This window comes from Oleiharenicola sp. Vm1 (genome assembly GCF_047777955.1).
Classification (GTDB): Bacteria; Verrucomicrobiota; Verrucomicrobiia; order Opitutales; family Opitutaceae; genus Didemnitutus.
On sequence record NZ_CP180537.1, the window covers coordinates 273,125 to 296,034 of the forward strand.

A 22,910-nucleotide genomic window follows, 5' to 3' on the forward strand; every position below is an offset into this window, starting at 1 on the left:
CCGTGAGAAACAGACAGCACGATGAACGGGTTGGGCAATGCGGTTGTGCGCGGATCTCGTCTCGGGGGTCGAGAAAACCCGCCCGCCCATCCATCATTAAGGGAACATCGGCTTCCTCAATCGTGGGCTCCCTCGGTTAAGCGAATGTGCCCAAGAGAAAGGCGGGGTCCGGAGACCCCCGCCCTACCAGGAAAGGCAACACGCGTCGGGCGCGAGGCCCTCTTCGCCTCAGTAAACCTGCTCTTCGAACAGGGCGAAGAGCTCGGCTTCGGTGATCCGCCTTCGCCAAGGCGACGGCGGACAGGTGCGCTTAGTAGACTTGGTCTTCGAGGAGCTGGAAGAGCTCCGCTTCCGTGATGCGTTTTTGGCTCATGCTGTCGCGCTCGCGGAGGGTGAAGGTGTCGCCGGGCTTTTCGATCGTGTCGAAGTCGATCGTCACGCACCACGGCGTGCCGGCTTCGTCCTGGCGGCGGTAGCGTTTGCCGATGGCGCCGCCGTCGTCGTATTGCACGGCGTAGCGCTTCTTGAGCTTTGCGTAGAGGGCCTTGGCGCGGGTGGTGAGGACGTCCTTGTTCTTGAGCAGCGGGAGCACGGCGACCTTCGTCGGCGCGATGCGCGGCGAGAGGCGGAGCACGGTGCGCTGCTCGACGTTGCCCTTCTCGTCCTTCACGTCCTCGACGGCGTAGGCCGACGCGAGCACGGCGAGGAAGATGCGGTCGACGCCGACCGCGGGCTCGATGACGTGCGGGACGACCTTGGCCTTCGTGCCCTCATCGAAGTAGACCTGCGGCACGCCGGAGAATTTCTGGTGTTGCTGGAGGTCGTAATCGGAGCGCGCGGCGATGCCCCAGAGCTCCTGCACGCCGAACGGATACTTGAACATGATGTCGACCGTGCGGCGCGAGTAGAACGCGAGCTTCTCCTTCGGGTGCTCGTGGAGCGAGAGGTGCGACTCGGGCAGGCCGATGGACTTCAGCCAGTCCTGGCACCACTTCAGCCACTCCTCGTGGCAGGCGAGCCAGTCGGCGTCGGGGTGGATGAAGTATTCCATCTCCATCTGCTCGAATTCGCGCGAGCGGAAGATGAAGTTGCGCGGCGTGATCTCGTTGCGGAACGACTTGCCGATTTGCGCGATGCCGAAGGGCAGCTTCACGCGCGTGGTGTCGACGACGTTCTTGAAGTCGACGAACATGCCCTGCGCCGTCTCCGGGCGGAGGTAGGCGACCGACGAGGCGTCCTTCAGCGCGCCGACGTTGGTCTCGAACATCATGTTGAACGCGCGCGGCGGCGTGAGGCTGCCGGGCTCGCCGGTGGCGGGCGAGGGGATGAGCGGGATCTCCTCGGCGGTGGCCTCGGTGAATTCGCGGACCTTCACCGGCTCGAGCGCGCCCTGGATGGCCTTCTTGCGCTTCATCTGCTCGGCGGCCTGCTGGAGCTCCTCGGCGGTCTTCTCCGACTCGAGGGCAGAAACGTAGCCGACGGTTTTGCCGTCGACGATGACGGCGGCGAAGAACAGCTGGTCCGCGCGGTAGCGCTGCTTGCTCACCTTGCAGTCGACGAGCGGGTCGGTGAAGCCGGCGACGTGGCCGGAGGCTTCCCAGACCTTCGGGTGCATGATGATCGAGGTCTCGATGCCGACGATGTCGTCGCGGCGGTGCACCATGTCGCGCCACCAGCAATCGCGGATGTTGCGCTTCAGCTCCACGCCGAGCGGACCGTAGTCGAAGAATCCGTTGAGGCCGCCGTAGATTTCGGACGACTGGTAGATGAAGCCGCGGCGCTTCGCGAGCGACACGAGGGCTTCCATGAGATTCGGATTTTCGGTGGAGCTGGTGGACATGGTTGGATTTCCGCCCCGCACTGGATGTGACGAGCGGTCGGGCAGTGAAGGCGGGCGCTCCGGGGCGGTCAATGCCGCCGTTGGTCACGCGCTGCCGCGGGGGAACCCGCCGCCGGGCGCGCGGTCTGAGGCAGCCCCGGCGTCGGCCGGTAGACAAAAACGACCGGGTGGCGCTCTGGGACGATACCATGAAAACGCTCACTCGCCGCTCACTCCTCGTTTTGGCCCTGGCCCTCCTGACTGGCGGACTCGCCCTCTGGGCGGCCGACCGCCCGGCCCCGCCCAACCTCAAGCTGCAGACTGACGCCAAGCCGCTCGACCGCGCCGTGCAGGCGCGCGTCAGCTACTCCGCGGTGGTCAAGAAGTCCGCCCCCGGCGTCGTCTACGTCTTTTCCAGCAAGAAGGTGCGCCGCTCCGACCTCGACAACCCGTTCTTCAACGACCCGATGTTCCGCCGCTTCTTCGGCGTGCCCGACCAGGGACCGCAGCGCAACCTGCCGCGCCCGTCCGTCCAGCAGAGCCTCGGCTCGGGCGTGATCGTGACCGCCGACGGCTACATCCTCACCAATAACCACGTGATCGACGGCGCCGACGAGGTGAAGGTCGCCGTCGGCGAGGCCCGCAAGGAATACACGGCCAGGATCGTCGGCCGCGACGAGAAGACCGACATCGCCGTCCTCAAGATCGACGCCACCGGCCTGCCCGCCGTCACGCTCGGCGACAGCGACCAGGTGGAGGTCGGCGACACCGTGCTCGCGATCGGCAATCCCTTCGGCATCGGCATGACGGTGACGCACGGCATCGTCAGCGCGCTCGGGCGCGGCGGCCTCGGCATCGAGGCCTACGAGGACTTCATCCAGACCGACGCCGCCATCAACCCCGGCAACTCCGGCGGCGCCCTGCTCGACACCGACGGGCGGCTCATCGGCATCAACACCGCCATCATCAGCCGCACCGGCGGCTCGAACGGCGTGGGCTTCGCCATCCCGGTCAACCTCGCCCGCTCCGTCATGGAACAGCTCGTCGGCTCCGGCCGCGTCGACCGCGCGTTCCTCGGCGTCTCCACCCAGCCGCTCAGCGACGATCTCGGCAACCAGTTCGGCGTCGACCACGGCGCGCTCGTGGCCGAGGTCACGCCCGGCAGCGCCGCCGACCAGGCTGGCTTGAAGAGCGGGGACGTCATCACCGCGGTCAACGACACCCGGATCAACGACCCGCGGGCGCTGGCGCTCGCCATCGGCCGGCTTTCGCCCGGCACCGAGGTCACGCTGCACTATTACCGCGACGGCAAGGCCGCCGACCTCAAGATCAAGCTCGGGCAGCAGGATGCGACGAGCCTCAGCGGCGGCTCGGACGAGGGCGTGCTCAACGGCGTCGGCGTGACCGACCTCACGCCCGAGGCGCGCGCGCGGCTGCGCGTGCCGGCCGACCTCGACGGCGCGCTCATCACGGACGTCGACCCCGACAGCGCCTCGGCGCGCGACGGCCTGCGCCAGGGCGACATCATCCTCGCGCTCGACCGCCAGCCGGTGCGCAACGCCGCCGATGGCGTGAAGCTCAGCAGCCAGATCAAGGGCCCGAAGGTGCTCGTCTACCTCTGGCGCGAAGGTCGTCGCCTCTACATCGTCGTCAACGAGGGCAAGAAATAGCGCCTGCCTCGCCGCTCCGCCCGGCGCCCGCTCGCGGCCGACGGGCGGGGTCGCGCCCCGCGGGCGGCGCTTTCGGCGCGCGCCCGCGGACCACGGCGGGTGATCCGCGGATCACGGATGCAGCCGCCGGCGATCGGCGGTGGCTTCGGACGAGACCGCGTTCCCCGTCGCCGATCCAGGCAACCGACGCGTCCAGTTGGAAAACGGAGCCCGCCGCCCGGCCCGGCCGGGCGCGGCGTCAGCGCTTCGGCTTCCGCGATGCTTCCGGGTGCTCGACCACGGGCAGCGGCGCGTCGCCGAGGTATTCGATCAGCTGCAGCTCGCCGAGCTTCACGTTCGGTTTGAATTTTTCCGTGGCGCTCATCCACACCGGACGCGCGGTCTCGCGGCCGAGGTGCGGGCCGGCGATGGCCAGCATGGCCGGCATCGATTCGCCGAGGTCGAAGCCCAGCGACGGCGTGGCGATGCGCGTCATCCAGAGCAGCTCCTTCTTCTTCTGGCGCAGCGCGGCGAGGTCGTAGGCGCTGACGACAACGATGTAGAAGTCCTCCGACGCGATCTCGTAGAGGTTGCGCGCGTCGTAGCTCATCGTCTGCAGGCCGGTGATGGGCGCGGTGAGCGGGTCGAAGAAATTGCTGTCGAAACCGAGCTTCCGCCCGCCGAGGAAGCCGACGATCTGGGCGCGGTTCAGCTGGACGGACGGGGCGTCCGGGTCGGGGCGGAGGGTGTCGGCGTTGAGCGTGCCCCAGGTGTAGGCGAGCATCAGCGTGGCGGGCGGCGACTTTTCCGTCGCGGGCAGGTAGCCCTGCTTGGCGAGCTCGGCCGAGATCAGACGGAGCACGTCCTTGACCGGCGGCTCCTTGATGCCGCCCATGGCGCCGCCGAGGTCGCGAAAACCGAGGCTGACGGCGAGGTAGTATTGCGGGTGGGCCCGGTCGGGCGGAGCGAGGCGGCGGCCGGCGGGGGTCGCATCGGTGACGGTGATGACCTCGAGGTCGCGCCGGCCGAGGAGGAATTCGAGAAAGCCGCGCGCCTCCAGGCGGGGCAGGGCGAGCGCCGCGAGCGCGAGCAACAGGCAGAGGTGGCGCATGGCGATCGGGAGATGACGCCGGGCATCGTCCTCCGGTTGCGCGGCGGTCGCAACGCCGAATCCCGTCTCACCCTCGCGCCAGCGCGGGCTTGCTGGCCCGCGGCGTGGCCGGTGGCCGATGCGCACGACTTCGAGCGCAACCGCGACGCGAAGCTCGAGCAATGGGTGCTGCCGGAATATCCGGCCGCGATCCCGGACGAGCCGCGCCCGGTGCGGGTGAAGGTCGGCCTGGCCGTCGACGACCAGGGCGCGGTCGCCGATCCGCAGGTGCTGAGCGGCGACGAGCGGTTTCACGCGGCCGCGCTCGCCGCGGCGAGGCAGGGGTTTTTCGAGACGCCGCGCCGCCACGGCGAATCGGTCGGCGTGCGCGGGATCATCCCGGTGCAATTTCCGGCGAGCTGAGCGCCCCGCGATATGGTAGCAATCGCGCGCGGCGGGCCGGCGATCGCACCCCGGCGCGCCCCGTTTCCCCAAAAACCCCAATGAAAACACTGCTGTGGTCCGTCCTCCTTGCGGCGCTGCCGGCGGCCTTCGCCGCCGAGCCGGCGAAGGATCTCCCTAAACCCGACACGCCGCCGCGCGTGCTCAAGCAGGAGCCGCCGGTCTATCCCTACAGCCTGCGCGCGGCCGGGGTCACCGGCAACGTGACGCTCGATTTCATCGTCGATTCCGACGGCAACATCGCCGAGGTGCACGTGGCCCGCTCGAACAACCCGTTCTTCGAGCGGCCGGCCATCGACTCCCTGATGAAGTGGAAATTCGAGCCGGCGAAGAAGGCCGGCCGGCCCGTGAAGGCGCGCGCCCGCATCGACGTTTCCTTCCGCCTCGGCGGGAACGAGGGCCAGGACCTCTGGCGCATCACGCCGCCGCGCGACTGGGGGAAGGTGCCCGAAGCCTACCGCTGGGACGTGCCGCCCGAGCCGGTCAACACCCTCATGGCCGCCTATCCCTTCGAGGCCCTGCGGGCGGGACGGGACGGGAAGGTCACCGTCAGCTGCGTGATCGACCGGGACGGCCGCGTGGCTGCGGCCAAGATTCGCGAGGCGACCACGCCGGAGTTCGGCGCCGCCGTCCTCGCCATGATCGACGGCTGGCGGTTCAAGCCGGCGCACAAGGCCGACGGCTCCACCAGCTACGCCATCGTGAGCGTGACCCGCGAGTTCGCCCCCGACGGGCGCGGGGACGTGCCCGTGTCCACCAGCGCGCAGGAGCTGCTCGACCGGTTGGAGCGGAACAAGCTCGAGTGCGCCAAGGCGCCGGAGCTCGACGCGCCGCTCAAGCCCGTCTCGATCCGCCCGCCGGTCTATCCCAGCGCGCTGCGCGAGGCGGGCCAGGACGGCGAAGCCACGATCGAGTTCTACGTCGACCGGGAGGGCGACGCGCAGCTGCCCCGGATCGTCTCCGCCTCCGCGCCGGAGTTCGGTTACGCCGCCGCGCAGGCGGTGGCGACCTGGCGCTTCACCGCGCCGAAGAAGGGCGGCAAGCCCGCCGTCGTGCGCGTGCAGCAGGCGGTGAAGTTCCACCTCAAGGAACCGATCAAGCCGCCCCCGGCCGAGTTCGTGCCCTGAGACCCCGCCGCCGGCGGCGCACAATTCGCGCTTGCCGGGCGCAGGGCGCGGGCAACGGTTGGCCCTCGCCATGAAAGTCTCGTTCACCGCGAAGGAATACCGCCAGCTCCTCGAGCTCGTGCACCTCGGCATGTGGGCCGTCACCGGCTACCAGGGCGAGGAAACCGCCGCGGCCAAGCGCTACTTCGACCTCGACCAGCGCCTGATGGAGCTGGCGACCGACATGGGTTGCGCCGACCTCGTCGAGGAGCGCCCCGATGGCACCCTGCAGCCCTCGCCCAAGCTGGCGGAGGACGAGCGCATCAAGGAGATCCAGCTCGATTTCCAGAACGACGCCTTCTGGCACGAATTCGTCCAGCGCCTGGCCGACCGCGACCAGGCCGGCTCCGCCGCCAAGCGCGCGATCGAGACGCCCGGCGTCGAGCCGCCGCCCTCGCCCGAGGACGAGCTGAAGAAGCTCGAGGAGCGCTACTGGCAGGAATTCGAGAAGAACGACCTCGCCAACGTCGTCGTGCTCCGCGGCGGCCGCGGGTGACGGGAGACCGCCCGCCGCACCGGCCGGGCCGCGCGGCAAACGAAGCCGGGCGCGCGTGAGGCGTGCGCCCGCTCGTCGCCCGAAGCGGAAACGGACGCCCGGGCCGATTCATTAGTGAACCGCGCGTTCACGGGCGGCGTTGCGTGCGGAGGTTTGTCGCTCTAGACCAGCCGCACGATGCAGAACCCCAACCCCACCCCGGGCACCGGCATGGACCGGCGCGATTTCCTGAAAACCGTCTCCGTTGCCGGTGCCGGCCTCGCGTTGGGCGGCGCCCCGCTCCTCGGAGCCGACGCCGTCCCGGGTCGGCGCCGCCGCTACGCCATCGTCGGTCTCGGCTCGCGCCACGCCATGTATCAGGACGCGATCGAGAAGACCTACCGCGAGCACGCCGAGCTCGTCGCCGTCTGCGACCTGAACCCCGGCCGCATCAAGGTCGCGCAGGTCCGCTCGGGCCGGAACAGCGCCCCCGTCCCGCGCGGCTACCTCCACACCGATTTCGCCAAGATGCTGGCGGAGACGAAACCCGACGCCGTCATCGTCACCACCGTCGACGCCACCCACGTCGACTACCTCGTCGCCACGCTCGACGCCGGCCTCGACGCCATCACGGAAAAGCCGATGACGACCGACGCTGAGAAGTGCCAGCGCATCCTCGACGCCTGCGCCCGCTCCGGGAAGCACCTCCGCGTGCTCTTCAACTACCGCTACTCGCCGTCGCGCACGCAGGTGAAGGACCTGCTCATGTCCGGCGTCATCGGCGAGGTGCGTTCGGTCGACTTCCACTGGATGCTCAACACCCACCACGGCGCGGACTATTTCCGCCGCTGGCACGGCGAGAAGAAGAACTCCGGCGGCCTCATGGTCCACAAGGCCACGCACCACTTCGACCTCGTGAACTGGTGGCTCGGCGCGGTGCCCGTCAGCGTCACCGCCACCGGCAAGCGCGAGTTCTACACCCCCGAGATGGCGAAGCGCTTCGGCCTCGAGTCGCACCACGAGCGCTGCCACACGTGCCCGGAGCAGGCGAAGTGCGGCTTCTTCATGGACCTCGCGGCCAGCCCGAAGCTCAAGGAACTCTACCTCGACCAGGAGTCGCACGACGGCTACTTCCGCGACCGCTGCGTCTTCCACCCGCGCATCGACATCGAGGACACGATGAACGTCGTCGTCGGTTACGACGACGGCACGACGCTCAGCTACTCGCTCAACGCCTTCAACGCCTGGGAGGGCTACACCATCGCCTTCAACGGCACGCTCGGCCGCCTCGAGCACAGCAATGTCGAATCGGTCTACGTCGGCGCGCCCGATTCTCCCGCAGGCTCGCTGGCGCCCGGTGCGATCAAGACGCGCCTCATCCCGCTCCGCGGCTCGGCGCGCGACGTCGACCCGTGGACCGGCACCGGCGGCCACGGCGGCGGCGACAAGGTGATGCTCGACGACCTCTTCCTGCCGAATCCGCCCGCGGACAAATACCTCCGCGCCGCCGACGAGCGCGCCGGCGCGCAGTCGATGCTCATCGGCGCCTCGGCGAATCTCTGCTTCAAGACCGGCCAGCCCGTCGCGGTGCAGAAGCTCGTCAACGGTCTCGGCCGCCCCGTCTACGCGCCCATGCCGCCGCGCACCGGCCCGCTGCCCATGCCGCCGCCGCGCCCGTGGTCGCCGTGAGGTGACGCGGCGGGCGCCCCCAAACAGGCCCCGCGTGCCCGTTCGACGCCCGCGTCGCCGCCTGGACAACGACAACCACCGCGATCAGCCGCCGCGCCCGGTAGGGGCCGTTGTCCCCAACGGCCCTCGGGGATGCAGCGCGCTGCGGACAAAAGGGCGGTTGCGACAACCGCCCCTACCGCTTCTCATTCCACGTTGCAGTGGCGGACTTCAATACCGCCAGCCCAGCCGGCGGTAGACGAAGTGCATCAGCCACGCCGGGCCGATGAGCAGGAAGACCACGTCGTGGAAGAACGACGGCTTCTTGCCCTCGATCTTGTGGCCGATGAACTGCCCGATCCACGCGACGACGAACAGCCCGAGGCTGCTCTGCCAGATCTTCACCGGACAACCCGAGCCCGCCTGCCACTCGATCAGCGCGTAGCACGCGCTCATGAAGAGGAACATCCCCATCGCCAGCGGTGTGGACAGCCGCAGATAGAAGAACAGCACCGCGAGCGCGGCGGGTTGCGTCCAGTTGAACCACGGCATCGCCGTCGCCAGCGCGCCACCGACCGGGATCGACCAGATCAGGCCGAGCACGCAGTAGAAAATCGTGGGCACGCAGATCCAGTGGATGGTCTCGTTGGTGGGATTCTGGTGGCTCTCGCCGTAGGCGGCGAACCATTGGTCGGCAGTCTTGCGCTCGCTCATGGGGGTGGGGGTGGGGCCGCGCGCGCGGCGCGCGCGTGGTGCGGTCCTGCATAGTCGCTCCCGCGGGCAACACCACTGCGGATTTGCGGTCCGAAACGGTTCCGCCCACAGTGCTCCCGATGAAATTGTCCCGCTGGCTCCTGGTCCCCGCCCTTCTGGGCGCCGCGCTCGTGCGCGTTTCCGCCGCCGATGCTCCCGCCGAGCGCGCCCTCAAGCTCGACCGCTCCAAGTCCTACGTCGACGTGGACGTGAAGGCCACGATCGACTCCTTCACCGGCCACCTCGACCGCTACGAGCTCGCCGTCCCGCTCGATGCGAACGGCAAGATCAAGGACGCGCTGCTCAAGTTCAAGTTCACCGACCTGCGCACCGGCAAACCCGACCGCGACGCCGAGATGATCAAGTGGCTCGGCGGCGGCGAGCCCGAGGGCAGCTTCGACCTCGGCCTGCTCGCGCTCGCGCCCGACGGTCAGGGGCAGGCCAGCGGCAAGCTGACCTTCCACGGCCAGACGCAACTGGTCGAGTTTCCCGTGCTGGTGAAGGCGCAGGACGGCGTCTACACCGTCACCGGCAAGACCACGATCGACTACCGCAACTGGGGCCTGAAGAAATTCCGCAAGTTCGGCCTCGCGACCGTCGATCCCGAGGTGACGATCCGCTTCCAGTTCGTCGGCGCGCTGCCCGCCGCCGCCGCGGAGTGAGCGCGCGCGGTCCGTGACGGCGTTCGCGGACCGCCGGGCTTTTCGCGCTCCCATGACCAAGAACAAACTCGAACTCGTCGCCACCCTGCTGGCGCTCGGCGCCGGCGCGCTGGATTTCGGCACCGGCCTCGGGCTGGTGGCCGCGCCCGGCCTGATGCTGCAGCTGATGGGCGCGGGCGCCCTCGCCGCGGAGCCGACGATCTACCTGCGCTGGATCGGCGCGTTCGTGGCCGCGGTGGGCTTCAACTATCTCTGGGCCCTCTGGCGCCGCGACGTCGCGCTGTTGCGGCACGTGCTGGAGCTGACGATCTTCTTCCGCCTCGCCGCCGGCGCCTACAGCGCCTGGGCGGTGGCGAGCGGTGCGCTGCCGCTGGCCTGGGTCAGCGTGCCCCTGACGGACTTCTTCCTCGCCGCGACGCAGACCTGGCTGGTGCGCCGCGGGGTGTTCGCGACCGCACGCTGAGGTCGATCCGCTGGATCGCGCTCCATTGCCGGACACCCGTGGGCCGGAACCGCGCTGGCCGCCGTCGTAGCGGGTGGCGCGGGCGGGAATCCAGCGTCTTACGCGCGGTTCATTTTTCCCGGCGTGGCGCTTTTCCAGGACGCTGAGGGCGTCCTGGAGCGAGAGGCCTTTGACGCGCAGGAGCACGATCAGGTGGAAGAGCAGGTCGGCCGCCTCGCTGGCGAGCTCGGCGTTGTCGCCGGCGGTGGCGGCGAGCGCGGTCTCCACGCCCTCCTCGCCGACTTTCTGCGCGACGCGCTTCACGCCCTCGCGGACGAGCTTGGCCGTGTAGCTCTTCTCGTCGCCGGAGGCGATGCGCTGGTTCACGGTGCGCTCGAGCTGGGCGAGGAAGCCGGTGCCAGTGGCGCCGCCGCCCTCGCCGAAGCACGAGCAGGTGCCGCGGTGGCAGGTCGGGCCGTTGGGGCGCGCGCGGACGAGCAGCGTGTCGTTGTCGCAGTCGCCCTCGACGCTCACGAGGTCGAGGAAGTGGCCGGACGACTCGCCCTTGGTCCAGAGGCGGTTCTTCGAGCGACTGAAGAACGTCACGCGCTGGGTGGCGAGTGTCTGCTCGAGCGCGGCGGCGTTCATGTAGCCGAGCATGAGGACTTGCTGCGTGTCGGCGTCCTGGATGATGGCAGGCAGGAGGCCGTCGCCTTTTTGCCAGTCGAGAGCGGGGAGGGAGTTCATGTCCGGATGCAGACGCCCTCGCGGGCGAGATAGGTTTTCAGGTCGGGGATGGGAATCGTGCCCTTGTGGAAGACGGAGGCGGCGAGCGCGCCGTCGACCTGGGCCTGCTGGAAGACGTCGCGGAAGTGCTCGGGCGCGCCGGCGCCGCCGGAGGCGACGAGCGGGATCGTCAGCACGGCGCGGACGAGCTGGAGCTGCACGAGGTCGTAGCCGGCGCGCACGCCGTCCTGGTTCATGCAGTTGAGCACGATCTCGCCGGCGCCGAGACGCTGGGCCTCGGCGGCCCAGTCGAGCGTCCGCCAGCGGGTGGACTGCGTCTTGTCGGGATTGCCGGTGTAGGCCTTGACGAAGTAGTCGCCGTTTTCCTGGCGCGAATCGATGCCGACCACCACGGCCTGCGAGCCGAACTCGTCGGCCAGCGCGGTGACCAGCGCGGGGTTTTCGAGCGCGGGGGAGTTGAGCGAGACCTTGTCGGCGCCGCTGTGCAGGATCTGGCGCGCGCCGTCGAGCGAGCGGATGCCGCCGGCGACGCAGAACGGGATGTCGATCACGCGGGCGACGCGCTCGACCCACGCGGCGGAGACGGTGCGGCCGTCGCTGCTGGCGGTGATGTCGTAGAAGACGAGCTCGTCGGCGCCGGCGTCGCGGTAGCGCTGCGCCAGCTCGATGATGTCGCCCATGTCCTCGTGGTTGCGGAACTGGACGCCCTTGACGACGCGGCCGTCGCGGACGTCGAGGCAGGGGATGATGCGGCGGGCTAGCATGCGAGCGCCTCCTGGAGGGTGAATTTCTTCTCGTAGAGCGCGCGGCCGACGATGGCGCCGGGAGCGCCCTCGCGCTTGAGCCGGCGGAGGTCGTCGAGCGACGAGACGCCGCCGGAGGCCTGCACCTCGACGGTCGGGAAATCGCGGCGCAGCTGCGCGTAGAGCGCGAAGTTCGGACCGGTGAGCTTGCCGTCACGCGAGATGTCGGTGCAGAGGATGTGCTTGAGGCCGCGCGGCAGGAACGTGCGGAGCGTGGCGTCGAGCGTGACGCCGCTGTCGGCCTGCCAGCCGGCGACGGCGATCAGCGGCACGCCGGCGGCGTCGAGGCGGACGTCGAGGGCGAGGACGATTTTCTCCGGGCCGAATTTCTCCAGCCAGCCGCCGACGAGGTCGGGCTGCTTCACCGCCAGGCTGCCGACGATCACGCGCGTGACGCCGGCCTCGAGCAGGGTGCGGACGTGCGACTCGTCGCGGACGCCGCCGCCGGACTGGACGCGCAGGCCGCAGCCTTGGACGATGGCGGCGACGAGCGCGGTCTGGCGCTGTGCGGGGTCCCTGGCGCCGTCGAGGTCGACGAGGTGCAGCCAGGGCGAGCCCGCGGCGGCGAAGTCGCGCGCGACGGCGACCGGGTCGTCGAAGTAGGCCTTCTCGGCATCGAAGCTGCCCTCGGTGAGGCGCACGACGCGACCGCGGCGAAGGTCGATGGCGGGATAGAGGATCATGAGGAGCGAGAAGCGCGTTTGTTGCTTATTAAGAACATTGCCCAGCTCTGGCGCCACTTGTTGAGGCGGCAGCAATGCCACGAGGGCAGTGAAAAAACGGAATGTTACGTATTACGAACATTGGCCGAGGGCTAGGCGGGCAGGGTGAGGAAGTTTTTCAACAGCTGCGCGCCGGCGGGGCCGGAGCGCTCGGGGTGGAACTGCACGCCGTAGAAGTTGCCGCGCTGGACGACGGCGGCGAAGGGCGTGCCGTGCGTGGCGCTGGCGAGCGTGTGCGCGTTGACCGGGCCGGCGTAGCTGTGGACGAAGTAGAAGCGCGCGTCGCGGGCGATGCCGTGGAGAAGCGGCGTGTCGCGGAGGATTTCCAGGGTGTTCCAGCCCATGTGCGGCACGGTGATGCCGGGCGCCTCGGGGATGCGGACAACGCGGCCGGGGATGAGGCCGAGCGAGGTCGTGTCGCCCTCCTCGGAGGAGTCGAAGAGCAGCTGCTCGCCAAGGCAGAAGCCGATCACGGGCTGGGTGAGGCCGCGGATGGTCTCGACGAGGTGGCGGGCGCGAAGCTTGCGCATGCCTTCCTGGGCGGAGCCGACGCCGGGGAGGATGACGCGGTCGGCCGAGCGGATGACGGCGGGGTCGGCGGTGAGCTGGCTGGCGATGCCGAGGCGCTCGAGCGCGAAGCGCACCGAGGCGATGTTGGCGCCGCCGCTGTCGACGATGGCGAGCATCAGAGCACTCCCTTCGAGCTGGGGATCTCGCTGCCGGCGGTGCGGGCGACGGCGGGACGGAGCGCGCGGCCGAAGCCCTTGAACAGGGCCTCGATCATGTGGTGGGTGTTGTCGCCCGTGACCTTCATGTGCAGCGTGGCGCCGAGGGTGTCGCTGAGCGACTTGAAGAAGTGCGAGACCATCTCGGTCGGCAGCTGGCCGACGTGCTCGCGCGGGAAGTCCGCCTCGAACACGAGCCAGGCGCGGCCGCAGAGGTCGAGGGCGACGTCGGCGCGCGCCTCGTCCATCGGCATGACGAAGCCGTAGCGGCCGATGCCGCGCTTGTCGCCGAGGGCCTGCTTGAGCGCGGTGCCGAGGGCGAGGCCGACGTCCTCGATGGTGTGGTGTTCGTCGATGTGAAGGTCGCCGTCGCAGGTGATGACGAGGCTGATGCCGGCGTTACGGGCGATCTGCTCGAGCATGTGGTCGAAGAAGCCGAGGCCGGTCTGGAAAGAGACGGGTGCGGGGGCGTCGAGGTCGACGGCGACGGTGATCTTTGTCTCCTTGGTCTCGCGGCGGACGAGGGCGCGGCGCGGGGCGTCGACGAGCAGGCGGGCGATCTCGGTCCAGCCGAGTTTCTGGCGGTCGTAGCGCAGGCCGCGGACGCCGAGCGCGGCGGCGAGCTGGAGGTCGGTCTCGCGGTCGCCGATGACGGCGGAGCTGGCGCGGTCCCACGCGGGGTCGCGCAGGTAGTCGAGCACGAGGCCGGGCTTGGGCTTGCGGCAGTCGCAACGATCGGCGGCGGTGTGCGGGCAGACGCGCACCGCCTCGAAGGTGATGCCCTGGGAAGCGAGGATGTGGAGCAGCAGGTCCTGCAGCGGGCGGAATTCATGCTCGCGGAAGCTGGGCGTGCCGAGGCCGTCCTGGTTGGTGACCATGACGAAGGCGTAGCCGGCGTCGCGCAGGCGGCGGAGGGCGGGGATGACCTCGGGTTCGAGCGCGAACTTGTCGAGGCGGTCGATCTGCTGGTCGACGGGCTCGGCGATGAGCGTGCCGTCGCGGTCGAGGAAGAGGAGTTTTTTCATGACGGGCGCGGGGCCTGCGGCTGAGGGGAAGCGCGGCGCTCAGACACGGGCGAGGGTCTCCAGGACGAAGTCGTTCTCGGGGCGCGTGCCGACGGTGATGCGGACGGTGTTCGCGACGTCCTTGCTGCGGTCGCGGATGACCAGGCCGGCGGAGCGAGCCATGGCCATGACGCGGGCGGAGTCGCTGACCTCGACGAGGAGGAAGTTGGCGTCGCTCGGCCAGATCTTGCGGACGTGGGGAGCTTCGCGAGCGCGGCGGTGAGGCGGCGGCGTTCCCCACGAGGTCCTGGGCGGACTGGCGCGCGGCGGCGATGCCGGCGGGCGTGAGCGCGTCGAGTGCGGCGCGGACGACGGGGGCGGGGACCGGGTAGGGCGCGATGATCCTCTGCAGGACGCCGACGAGCGCCGGCGAGGCGAGCGTGACGCCGACGCGGGCGCCGGCGAGGCCGAAGGCCTTGGAGAGCGTGCGCAGGACGACGAGGTTGGCGTGGGCGCCGAGCTCCTGGACGAGGCTCGGTTCGGTGGAGAACTCAGCGTAGGCCTCGTCGACCACGACGACGGCGCGCGTGGCGAGAGTGGCGACGATCTTGAGCACGGCGTCGCGATCGAGCAGCTGGCCGGTGGGGTTGTTGGGCGAGCAAAGGAAGACGAGTTTCGTCTCGGGCGTCACCGCGCGCAGGACGGCGTCGGCATCGAGCGCGAAATCCTTCTCGCGGACCAGCGGGACGGTGAGGACGCGGGCGCCCTGGATGCCGGCGGCGACGGCATACATGCCGTAGGTCGGCGGCGTGATCAGGATGGAGTCGACGCCGGCGCGGCAGAATGCGCGCAGGAGCAGGTCGATGCCCTCATCGGAGCCACGCGTGACGAGCACGCGGTCGGGCTTGACGCCGTAAAGGGAGGCGAGGCGCGCGACGACCTCGGCGGGCTGCGGCTCGGGGTAGCGGTTGAGGCGCGGCGCGCCGGCGTGCGGGGTGAGCGGGTTTTCGTTGGCGTCGAGCCAGACCTTGCCGCCGGAGGCCTCCTTGCGCGCCGAGGAATAGGGCGTGAGCGCGAGGATTTCCGGACGGACGAGCGCGAGAACGGGATCGGAGGTCATCGGGAGAGTTTTTGCAGGCGGACGGTGACGGCGCGGCGGTGGGCGACGAGGCTTTCGGCGGCGGCGAGGCGGGCGACGGTGCCGCCGAGGCGGGCGAGGCCGCGCGGCGTGGCTTCCTGCACGGTCATCGTGCGGGAGAAGTCGGCGAGGCCCAGGCCGCTGAACGAGCGCGCCCAGCCGTAGGTGGGGAGCACGTGGTTGGTGCCGCTGGCGTAGTCGCCGAGCGACTCGGGCGTCCACGGGCCGACGAAGACGGAGCCAGCGGCCGTGATTTTCGGCAGCAGGCGACGCGGGTTTTCCAGCTGGAGGATGAGGTGCTCGGGCGCGTAGGCGTTGGCGATCTCGGCGGCTTCGGCGGGCGAGGACGCGAAGAGCACGCGGCTCTTTTTCAGCGCGGCCTCGGCGATGGCGCGGCGCGGGAGGAGCTTGAGCTGGTTCTGAACTTCGAGCGCGACTTGGAAAGCGGTGGCTTCGGAGAATGTCACGAGCACCACCTGCGAGTCCGGGCCGTGCTCGGCCTGCGAGAGGAGGTCGGCGGCGACGAAGGAGGCGTCGGCGGTGCGGTCGGCGATGACCATGACCTCGGAGGGGCCGGCGGGCATGTCGATGGCAGCGCCGGCGGGGTCGCGCGAGACCTGGAGCTTGGCCTCGGTGACGTAGGCGTTGCCCGGGCCGAAGAGCTTGTCGCACTTCGGGATTGTCGGCGTGCCGTAGGCCATCGCGGCGACGGCCTGGGCGCCGCCGACCTTGAAGACGTCGGTGATGCCGCAGAGCTGCGCGGCGAAGAGGATCCAGGGATTCACGCGGCCGTCGCGGCCCGGCGGCGTGCAGAGCACGCGCACGGGGCAGCCGGCGAGCTGGGCGGGGACGCCGAGCATGAGTGCGGTGGAAAAGAGCGGCGCGCTGCCGCCGGGGACGTAGAGGCCGACGCGCTCGATCGGGCGCGTGACCTTCTCGCACACGATGCCCGGCATCGTCGCGACCCGCACGGGTTTGGCGGCCTGCGCGGCGTGGAAGCGGCGGAGGTTGCGGTAAGCCGTGCGGAGCGCGCGCTGGTCGGCGGACGAGAGCGCCGTGGCGGCGGCGGCGAATTCGGCGGCGCTCACGCGGAGCGAGCCGAGTTTCGCGCCGTCGAACTTCGCCGTCAGCCGGCGCAGCGCGGAGTCACCGCCGCGGCGGACCTCGGCGACGAGGCGCGAGACGGCGTCCGCGATCTGCGGGCGCGCGGCTTGCGCGGGTCGCCGGAGGGCGGCGGCGCGGCGGGCGGGCGAGAGGTTTTTCCAGACGAGGGGAGTCACGGGCGGAAGGTCGGAGCGGCGCGGCGGGGTCGGGAGACCCCGCCCGGCATTGCCGCGGGCGTCACATCATCATCTTTTCGATCGGGAGCACAAGGATGGCGCTGGCGCCGGCGCGCTTGAGGGACTCCATGGTTTCCCAGAAGACGGCTTCCTGGCAGACGGCGTGGAGCGCGACCTTGGAGTCGTCACCGGCGAGCGGGAGGATGGTCGGGTTCTCGGAGCCGGGGAGGAGCTTTTTGATCTCGGCCAGGGCGCTCTTGGGGGCGTGGAGCATGATGTATTTGGCCTCGGCGGCGAGCTGCACGCCGTCGATGCGGCGGAGGAGGATGTCGAGGGCGTGGCGCTTGGCGGCCTCGAGCGGACGGTCGCAGCGGATGAGCGTGGCCTTGGACTTGAAGATGGTCTCGACGGCGCGGAGGCGGTTGGCCTCGAGGGTGGAGCCGGTGGCGACGAGGTCGCAGATGGCGTCGGCGAGGCCGAGGCGCGGGGCGATCTCGACGGAGCCGGTGAGGAGGACGACCTCGGCCTGGATGGCCTTTTCCTGCAGCCACCGCTTGGTCAGGCGCGGGTAGGAGGTGGCGATGCGCAGGCCGGCGAGGTCGGCGGGGCCGGCGTAGCCGCGCTCCTCGGGGAGGGCGACGGCGAGGCGGCAGCCGCCGAAATCGAGGCGGCGGTCGACGACGTAGGGGTTGTGCGTGCCGCCGGAGGTGCGCTCGAGGGCGGTTTCCTCGAGGACGTTCTCGCCGACGATGCCGAGGTCGCAGACCCCGTCCATGACGAGCTGCGGGATGTCGTCGTCGCGCACGAAGAGGATGTCGACGGGGAAGTTCTCGGCGTGGAGGAGGAGCTTTTCCTTGGGGGCCTTGACCTTGATGCCGCAGCGGTTGAGCAGGTCGAGCGAGTCGGTGGAGAGCCGGCCGCTCTTCTGGATGGCGAGGCGGAGGCGGTCTTTGGCGGGAGGCGTGACGATGGGAGACATGGGAGGCGGAAGGAAAAGTTGAGCGTTGAGGGATGAGAGTTGAGAGGCCGGAAAAAGCGAAACCCCGGTGGGTCGTGCCACCGGGGTTTCAGAAATTGGGTTTCATCACCACGGGAAGGCACGCTGCCTTCCCGGGAGGGGGAAGGCTAGGAGGTGTGGTGATGGTGGTGGTTGCGGAACATCGGACGGAGGCGGGTAGAAAGCCGCGGCCAGTTTCGAGCGGCAAGAAATTTCTTTTGCCCGCCGCGGCATAAGGGGCGACAACCCCCCTCGCACACACAGGCGATGAGTCACCCTTCGCACAACGCCGGCGACGACCGGGGGCATTACCACGAGGAGTTTACGCCGCAAAACAGCGCCTGGCTCGGCGCGGTGCTGGCCGTCGCGGCCACGTATGTGTTTTTCCTGATCTTCGCGCAGTTCGGCTTGCTGAAGATCGTGCAGGCGGTCGTCGGCGAGCAGGGTCCGCTGCTCAAGCCCATCCTGGCCGCGATGGGCGTGGCCGGGCTCGGCGGCAGCGCCTGGGCGGCCTTCCGTTTTGCCGAGAACCGCAGCCTGCGCCGGATGGTGGCGCTGTTCGCGGTCTGCGGCGCGGCGGCGGCGCTGAGCCTGGTGGCGAAGTCCGCCGGGCCGCTCCTCGCGGTGGCGCTGCTCACGGGTTTCGGGGCGGGCGGGCTGACGGTGACGCTCGCGGCCACGCTGCGGCGCGTGACGGGCGGCGACCGGCTCGGCACGGCCATCGGGCTGGGCACCGGGACGGCCTACGCGTTCTGCAACCTGCCGTTCGTGTTCAACGCGGGGCGCGACGCCCAGGCGTTCATCGCGCTGGGGGCGGCCTGCGTCGGCATCCTCGCGGTGCAGATGATGGATCTGCGGGCGCCGCGGCAGGTGCCGGACAGCGCCGACTACCAGCGGCCCGGCATCGTCGCGTGGGTCCTGATCTTCCTCGCGCTCGTGTGGCTCGACAGCGGCGCGTTCTACGTGATCCAGCACACGCCGTATCTGAAGGAGCTCACCTGGGGCGCCGGGCGCCTCTACGCCAACGCCGCCATCCACTTCGCCGCCGCGCTCCTGGCGGGCTACATGATGGACCGGCGCTGGGTCGGGCGCGCGGTGCTGGCGGCGGCGGCCATGTTGCTCGCCGCGTGCGTGCTGATCGAGCCCAACCGCGCGAAGCTCACCGAGGGCGTGCTGCTCTACACCGCGGCGGTGTCGATCTACTCGACCGCGCTGGTGTTCTACCCGGCGCGCGGCAGCCGCGTGCAGCTGGCCGCGCTCGTCTACGGCGTCGCGGGCTGGATCGGGTCCGCGCTGGGCATCGGCCTGGTGGAGCACCGCGCCACGATCCCGCGCGGGTTCGTGCTCGCCGCCGGCGCGGTGGTGCTCGCCGGGCTGCTCGCCCGCGGCTGGGTGCGGCGCCGAGAGGCGCGACGCCTGGCCGCCGGGGTGCTCCTGCTGGCGCTGCTCGCCGCCGTCGCCGCGCCGCCCGCGACCGATTTTCCCGTCCGTTTAATGGAGTTGCTCCCTCTGACGTGACGGGAAATGAATCGCCGTTCATCGGCGGTTCATCGCCGATTCATCTCCGCCCCCACACTTGCCCTATGTCCCGCACTTCCCCGACGCCCGCTGACGGGCGCCGCCGCCTCTGGTATCGACTGCTCGAGCGCCGACACGGCGGCGTCGCGATCTTTTTCGCGGTGTTCGTGATCGTGGCGTTCCTCACGCGCGTGGCGCTCCTCGTCCAGGCGCGGCACGACGTGGTCTGGAATCCCTCGCTGCTGGCGGCGTTCGGCTGGGGCTTCCTCTACGACCTGGGCGCGGCGGCCTGGGCCTCGCTGCCGCTGACGCTGCTGCTGGCTGCGCTGCCGGCGCGGTTCTTCGAGTGGGCGTGGGCGCGCTGGCTGGCGGCCGGCGGGGCCTTCGTCGTCCTTTACGCGCTGCTCTTCGGCACGGTTTCCGAGTGGACGTTCTGGGAGGAGTTCGGCGTGCGCTTCAACTTCATCGCGGTCGACTACCTCGTCTACACCACCGAGGTCGTGGGCAACATCCGCGAGTCCTACAATCTCCCCGCGATCCTCGGCGGCGTCGGTGCCGGCGCCGTGCTCGGCGTCTGGCTGCTCGCGCGCTCGGGCTGGCCGCGGCGCTGGTTCGCCGCCGCGACCGAGCCGATGGGCCGGCGCTGGAAGGCCGCGGCGATCTGGCTGCTCGCGACGATCGCGTTCGGCCTCGTGCAGGACGACACGCGGCTGCCCGCCTTCAAGAACAACTTCAACCGCGAGATCGGCAAGAACGGCCTCTGGGCGCTCTTCGCCGCCTTCAAGAACAACATCCTCGACTACGAGCAGTTCTACAAGACGCTGCCGGTCGACGAGGCCTTCGCCCAGGTGCAGGCCAAGCTCACGGCCGACGGCTCCATCCTGCTCCGGCCCGGCGAGCGCGACACGCTGCGCTACGTGAAGAACGACGGCGGCCCCGAGCTGAAGCCCAACGTCATCCAGATCACGGTCGAGAGCCTCAGCGCGGACTTCGTCAGTCTCTTCAACCACGCCTCGAAGCTCACGCCCAACCTCGAGGCGCTCGCGCGCCACAGCCTGGTGTTCGAGAACTTCTACGCCACCGGCACGCGCACCGACCGCGGCATGGAGGCGCTCACGCTCTCGCTGCCGCCGACCCCCGGCCGCTCGATGATCAAGCGCCCGGCCAACGAGAACATGTTCACCCTCGGCTCGGTGTTCCGCGCCAAGGGCTACGAGACCGCCTTCATCTACGGCGGCTTCGGCTACTTCGACAACATGAACTATTTCTTCGGGTCGAACGGCTACCGCGTCATCGACCGCAACAGCCACGAGGCCGACGTCACCTTCGCCAACGTCTGGGGCGCGTGCGACGAGGACCTCTACCGCTGGACCATGCGCGAGGCCGACGCGGCGTTCGCCGCCGGCAAGCCGTTCCACTACTTCGTCATGACGACGTCGAACCACCGGCCCTACACCTTCCCCGAGGGCAAGATCGACCTGCCGTCGAAGATCTCCGGCCGCGCCGGCGCGGTGAAATACACCGACTTCGCCATCGGCCAGTTCCTCCGCGACGCCGAGAAGAAGCCGTGGTTCAAGAACACCATCTTCGTCATCGTCGCCGACCACTGCGCCTCCAGCGCCGGCCGCGCCGAGCTGCCGGTGCAGAACTACCACATCCCGCTCTTCATCTACGCGCCCGGCGGCCAGATCGCGCCCGGCCGCATCCAGGCGCTCACCAGCCAGGTCGACTACGCCCCCACGCTCCTCGGCCTGCTCAACTGGAGCTACGTCTCGCGCTTCTACGGCCACGACGTCCGCCGCACGCCGCCCGAGGCCACGCGCGCCCTCATCGGCAACTACCAGAAGCTCGGCCACCTCGAGCACGGTCACTTCGTCGTCCTCCGTCCGCAGCGCGGCGCGAATGCCTACACCGTCGACCTGCGCACCGGCGCGCTCACGCCCGCCCCGCGCGACGAGGCGAACGAGAAGGCCGCCATCGGCTACTACCAGAGCGCGAACTATCTCTACGAACACCACCTCTACGGGGCGCTCACGCCCGAGGAGATCGCCCGATTCACCGCCGAGGGCGAGAAGCGCGCCGCGGAAAAACCTGCCGGCAAATGAAACTCCTGACCTGCTGCTCCCTCGCCCTGACCCTCGCGGCGCCGTTCGTCCGCGCCGAGGACCCGGCGGCCGCGGCGCCCGCCGCCGAGCCGGCGAAGGTCCAGAAGGCCACCGACGACGACCTCCGCATCCAGGGCATCTTCAACAGCGCGCTCCCCGGCACCGAGCGGAAGAGCTCGCTCCGCCTCATCGTCCACCCGCACCTCGGCGACCTGACGAAGCGCGATGAGATCCGCACCGCACTCGGCCTGCGCTACGGCCTCACGGCGCGCTGGGAGGCGACCGCGGAGACCGATGCCTACTTCACCCACGGCCTGAAGAACGGAACCTTCGGCGAGGAAAGCGGCTTCGCCTCGATCCACCTCGGCACCAAATACCGCCTCGGCGATCCGTTCCACCTCGGCATCGACACCTCCGTCGGCCTCGACTGGTCGCGCCCGCTCGGCACGCCGCCGCCCGACGTCACCGACGGCCTGAAGCACCTCTCGCCCTACTTCACCATGTCGCGCGCGCTCCCGTCCCACCCCGGCTGGCGCGTGTTCTGGGGCCTGGGTTATGACGACGTCACGCAGACCGACGTTGTCGGCCGCCTGGAGAAAAACGACCTGCGCGCCGACTCGCTCGGCTTCTCCGGCGGCGTGCTCTGGGAACGCGGTCCGACCACCTACACGCTCGAGACGATCTACCAGACGACGCAGCTCACCAGCTCGAGTGACCGCTACGTCGTCGGCATCCGCCCCGGCGTGGTGTGGACGCTCCCGCCGAAATACACCTTCCACGCCAAGGGCAAATGGCTGCTCGGCGTCGGCCTGCGCCTCACCCACGGCCCCGACGGCAACGACGTCGGCCTCAACGCCAAGCTCCGCGTGAACTTCGATTTCAAGCGCTTGCTCGGCCGCAAAAAAGACCCAGCGTCGGGCCAATGACGCCCCGCGCGCCCGAATTTCTCGACCGCACGCTCTGGCCCGCCGTGTGGCTGCTCGCCGGCACGCTCGCGCTCTACGAGTTTACGAGCGTCGACCTGTGGCTGCAGGACCACTGCTACGACTTCGTCGCCCGCCGCTGGATCGTCGACGGCAACGAGCCCGTCGGCCGCGCCGTGTTCTACAACATCCCGAAGATCGGCGTGATCGTCACCGGCGTCACCCTCCTCGTGCTCGCCCTCGGCCCCGCCCGCTGGCGCGATCGCCTGCGCTTCGACCGCCGCGCCCTCTGGGTCGCCGTCGCGACCCTCGCCACCGTGCCCGCGCTCGCCGGCTTGGGGAAGAACGTCACCAACACCTTCTGCCCCTCGGAAATCCGCCGCTACGGCGGCGGCGTGCCCTACGTGAAGCTCTGCGAACCGTATCCGAGCGACGACCGGCCCGCCCAGCGCGGCCACTGCTTCCCCGCCGGCCACGCCAGCGGCGGCTTCGCCCTGCTGAGCCTCGCCTGGCTCTGGCCCTCGCGCCGCGCGCGGATCTTCGGTCTCGCGCTCGGCCTCGGCGTCGGGCTCTGGATGGGCATCTACCAACAGCTCAAGGGCGCGCACTACCTCAGCCACACGACGACGACGCTGCTGCTCGCTTGGATCGTCATGCTGGTCTGGCGCCGCGTGATCGTGGTGCGGACGCCGTCCGACGCACCGAGCGCGGCGAACGCCTGACCGGTCGGGGCCGTTGTCCCCAACGGCCCTCGCCCAAGTG

20 protein-coding genes and 2 pseudogenes are annotated in these 22,910 nt (G+C 69.9%); 11 read left to right on the plus strand and 11 right to left on the minus strand.

Features of this window, described 5'->3' with window-relative positions; all coding sequences use genetic code 11:
• Positions 1-310: 310 nt before the first annotated feature.
• The gene (locus ACMYLB_RS02020; protein WP_415909320.1) at positions 311-1,840 is read right to left on the minus strand and encodes a glycine--tRNA ligase; all 1,530 of its coding nucleotides are present in this window, start codon (positions 1,838-1,840) and stop codon (positions 311-313) included.
• A gap of 188 nt (positions 1,841-2,028) precedes the next feature.
• On the opposite strand from ACMYLB_RS02020, the gene ACMYLB_RS02025 reads away from it, so the two are divergent.
• Positions 2,029-3,489: a DegQ family serine endoprotease gene (locus ACMYLB_RS02025; protein WP_415909321.1), complete on the plus strand. Its 1,461-nt coding sequence runs from the start codon at positions 2,029-2,031 to the stop codon at positions 3,487-3,489.
• Between the two features lie 238 nt (positions 3,490-3,727).
• On the opposite strand, the gene ACMYLB_RS02030 is transcribed toward ACMYLB_RS02025, so the two are convergent.
• Positions 3,728-4,579, minus strand: a complete 852-nt coding sequence (locus ACMYLB_RS02030) for a hypothetical protein (protein WP_415909322.1) — start codon at positions 4,577-4,579, stop codon at positions 3,728-3,730.
• A 111-nt stretch (positions 4,580-4,690) separates the two neighbouring features.
• On the opposite strand from ACMYLB_RS02030, the gene ACMYLB_RS02035 reads away from it, so the two are divergent.
• The 4 genes from ACMYLB_RS02035 (at position 4,691) to ACMYLB_RS02050 (ending at position 8,350) form a co-directional block, all read left to right on the plus strand.
• Positions 4,691-4,981 carry an energy transducer TonB gene (locus ACMYLB_RS02035; protein ID WP_415909323.1) on the plus strand — a complete coding sequence of 97 codons (291 nt, stop codon included), beginning with the start codon at positions 4,691-4,693 and terminating at the stop codon, positions 4,979-4,981.
• Between the two features lie 80 nt (positions 4,982-5,061).
• Positions 5,062-6,147 carry an energy transducer TonB gene (locus ACMYLB_RS02040; protein WP_415909324.1) on the plus strand — a complete coding sequence of 362 codons (1,086 nt, stop codon included), beginning with the start codon at positions 5,062-5,064 and terminating at the stop codon, positions 6,145-6,147.
• A gap of 70 nt (positions 6,148-6,217) precedes the next feature.
• Complete coding sequence (locus tag ACMYLB_RS02045) at positions 6,218-6,682, plus strand: hypothetical protein (RefSeq protein WP_415909325.1); 465 nt, start codon at positions 6,218-6,220, stop codon at positions 6,680-6,682.
• A 177-nt stretch (positions 6,683-6,859) separates the two neighbouring features.
• Complete coding sequence (locus tag ACMYLB_RS02050; protein ID WP_415909326.1) at positions 6,860-8,350, plus strand: Gfo/Idh/MocA family protein; 1,491 nt, start codon at positions 6,860-6,862, stop codon at positions 8,348-8,350.
• Between the two features lie 210 nt (positions 8,351-8,560).
• Here ACMYLB_RS02050 and ACMYLB_RS02055 read toward each other — a convergent pair whose 3' ends face one another.
• Positions 8,561-9,043 carry a DUF962 domain-containing protein gene (locus ACMYLB_RS02055; protein WP_415909327.1) on the minus strand — a complete coding sequence of 161 codons (483 nt, stop codon included), beginning with the start codon at positions 9,041-9,043 and terminating at the stop codon, positions 8,561-8,563.
• 119 nt (positions 9,044-9,162) lie between these two features.
• On the opposite strand from ACMYLB_RS02055, the gene ACMYLB_RS02060 reads away from it, so the two are divergent.
• A complete protein-coding gene (locus ACMYLB_RS02060) occupies positions 9,163-9,744 on the plus strand; it encodes a YceI family protein (protein WP_415909328.1) in 582 nt (193 codons plus the stop codon).
• A 52-nt stretch (positions 9,745-9,796) separates the two neighbouring features.
• A complete protein-coding gene (locus ACMYLB_RS02065; protein WP_415911155.1) occupies positions 9,797-10,207 on the plus strand; it encodes a hypothetical protein in 411 nt (136 codons plus the stop codon).
• Between the two features lie 123 nt (positions 10,208-10,330).
• On the opposite strand, the pseudogene hisIE reads toward ACMYLB_RS02065, so the two are convergent.
• The 8 genes and pseudogenes from hisIE to hisG form a co-directional block, all read right to left on the minus strand.
• A pseudogene (gene hisIE / locus ACMYLB_RS02070) lies at positions 10,331-10,933 on the minus strand (bifunctional phosphoribosyl-AMP cyclohydrolase/phosphoribosyl-ATP diphosphatase HisIE); the annotation flags it as partial.
• On the minus strand, positions 10,930-11,697 hold the full coding sequence (gene hisF, locus ACMYLB_RS02075; RefSeq protein WP_415909329.1) for an imidazole glycerol phosphate synthase subunit HisF: 768 nt from the start codon (positions 11,695-11,697) through the stop codon (positions 10,930-10,932). The gene hisF and the pseudogene hisIE, both read right to left, overlap by 4 nt.
• Positions 11,691-12,416, minus strand: coding sequence for a 1-(5-phosphoribosyl)-5-[(5-phosphoribosylamino)methylideneamino]imidazole-4-carboxamide isomerase (gene hisA, locus ACMYLB_RS02080; RefSeq protein ID WP_415911139.1), 726 nt, complete (start codon positions 12,414-12,416; stop codon positions 11,691-11,693). The genes hisF and hisA overlap by 7 nt, the downstream gene beginning before the upstream one ends.
• Before the next feature lie 134 nt (positions 12,417-12,550).
• Positions 12,551-13,144 (minus strand): imidazole glycerol phosphate synthase subunit HisH, encoded by a 594-nt coding sequence (gene hisH / locus ACMYLB_RS02085; RefSeq protein ID WP_415909330.1) that lies wholly within the window; start codon positions 13,142-13,144, stop codon positions 12,551-12,553.
• Positions 13,144-14,208: a bifunctional histidinol-phosphatase/imidazoleglycerol-phosphate dehydratase HisB gene (gene hisB, locus ACMYLB_RS02090; RefSeq protein ID WP_415909331.1), complete on the minus strand. Its 1,065-nt coding sequence runs from the start codon at positions 14,206-14,208 to the stop codon at positions 13,144-13,146. Before hisB ends, hisH begins: the two co-directional genes overlap by 1 nt.
• A 376-nt stretch (positions 14,209-14,584) precedes the next feature.
• Positions 14,585-15,307 (minus strand): annotated as a pseudogene (locus ACMYLB_RS02095) (aminotransferase class I/II-fold pyridoxal phosphate-dependent enzyme); the annotation flags it as partial.
• Positions 15,304-16,605 (minus strand): histidinol dehydrogenase, encoded by a 1,302-nt coding sequence (hisD, locus tag ACMYLB_RS02100; protein ID WP_415909332.1) that lies wholly within the window; start codon positions 16,603-16,605, stop codon positions 15,304-15,306. The pseudogene ACMYLB_RS02095 and the gene hisD, both read right to left, overlap by 4 nt.
• A gap of 61 nt (positions 16,606-16,666) precedes the next feature.
• Entirely contained in the window at positions 16,667-17,584 is a 918-nt protein-coding gene (gene hisG, locus ACMYLB_RS02105; protein WP_415909333.1) for an ATP phosphoribosyltransferase, read from the minus strand.
• Between the two features lie 285 nt (positions 17,585-17,869).
• Between hisG and ACMYLB_RS02110 the strand changes: the two genes are divergently transcribed.
• The 4 genes from ACMYLB_RS02110 to ACMYLB_RS02125 all read left to right on the plus strand — a co-directional run bounded on the left by ACMYLB_RS02110 (position 17,870) and on the right by ACMYLB_RS02125 (position 22,870).
• Complete coding sequence (locus ACMYLB_RS02110; RefSeq protein WP_415909334.1) at positions 17,870-19,120, plus strand: hypothetical protein; 1,251 nt, start codon at positions 17,870-17,872, stop codon at positions 19,118-19,120.
• Positions 19,121-19,185: 65 nt separating this feature from the next.
• On the plus strand, positions 19,186-21,225 hold the full coding sequence (locus tag ACMYLB_RS02115) for an LTA synthase family protein (RefSeq protein ID WP_415909335.1): 2,040 nt from the start codon (positions 19,186-19,188) through the stop codon (positions 21,223-21,225).
• Positions 21,222-22,151, plus strand: coding sequence for a hypothetical protein (locus ACMYLB_RS02120; RefSeq protein WP_415909336.1), 930 nt, complete (start codon positions 21,222-21,224; stop codon positions 22,149-22,151). The genes ACMYLB_RS02115 and ACMYLB_RS02120 overlap by 4 nt, the downstream gene beginning before the upstream one ends.
• Positions 22,148-22,870: a phosphatase PAP2 family protein gene (locus ACMYLB_RS02125; protein WP_415909337.1), complete on the plus strand. Its 723-nt coding sequence runs from the start codon at positions 22,148-22,150 to the stop codon at positions 22,868-22,870. The genes ACMYLB_RS02120 and ACMYLB_RS02125 overlap by 4 nt, the downstream gene beginning before the upstream one ends.
• Positions 22,871-22,910: the final 40 nt, after the last annotated feature.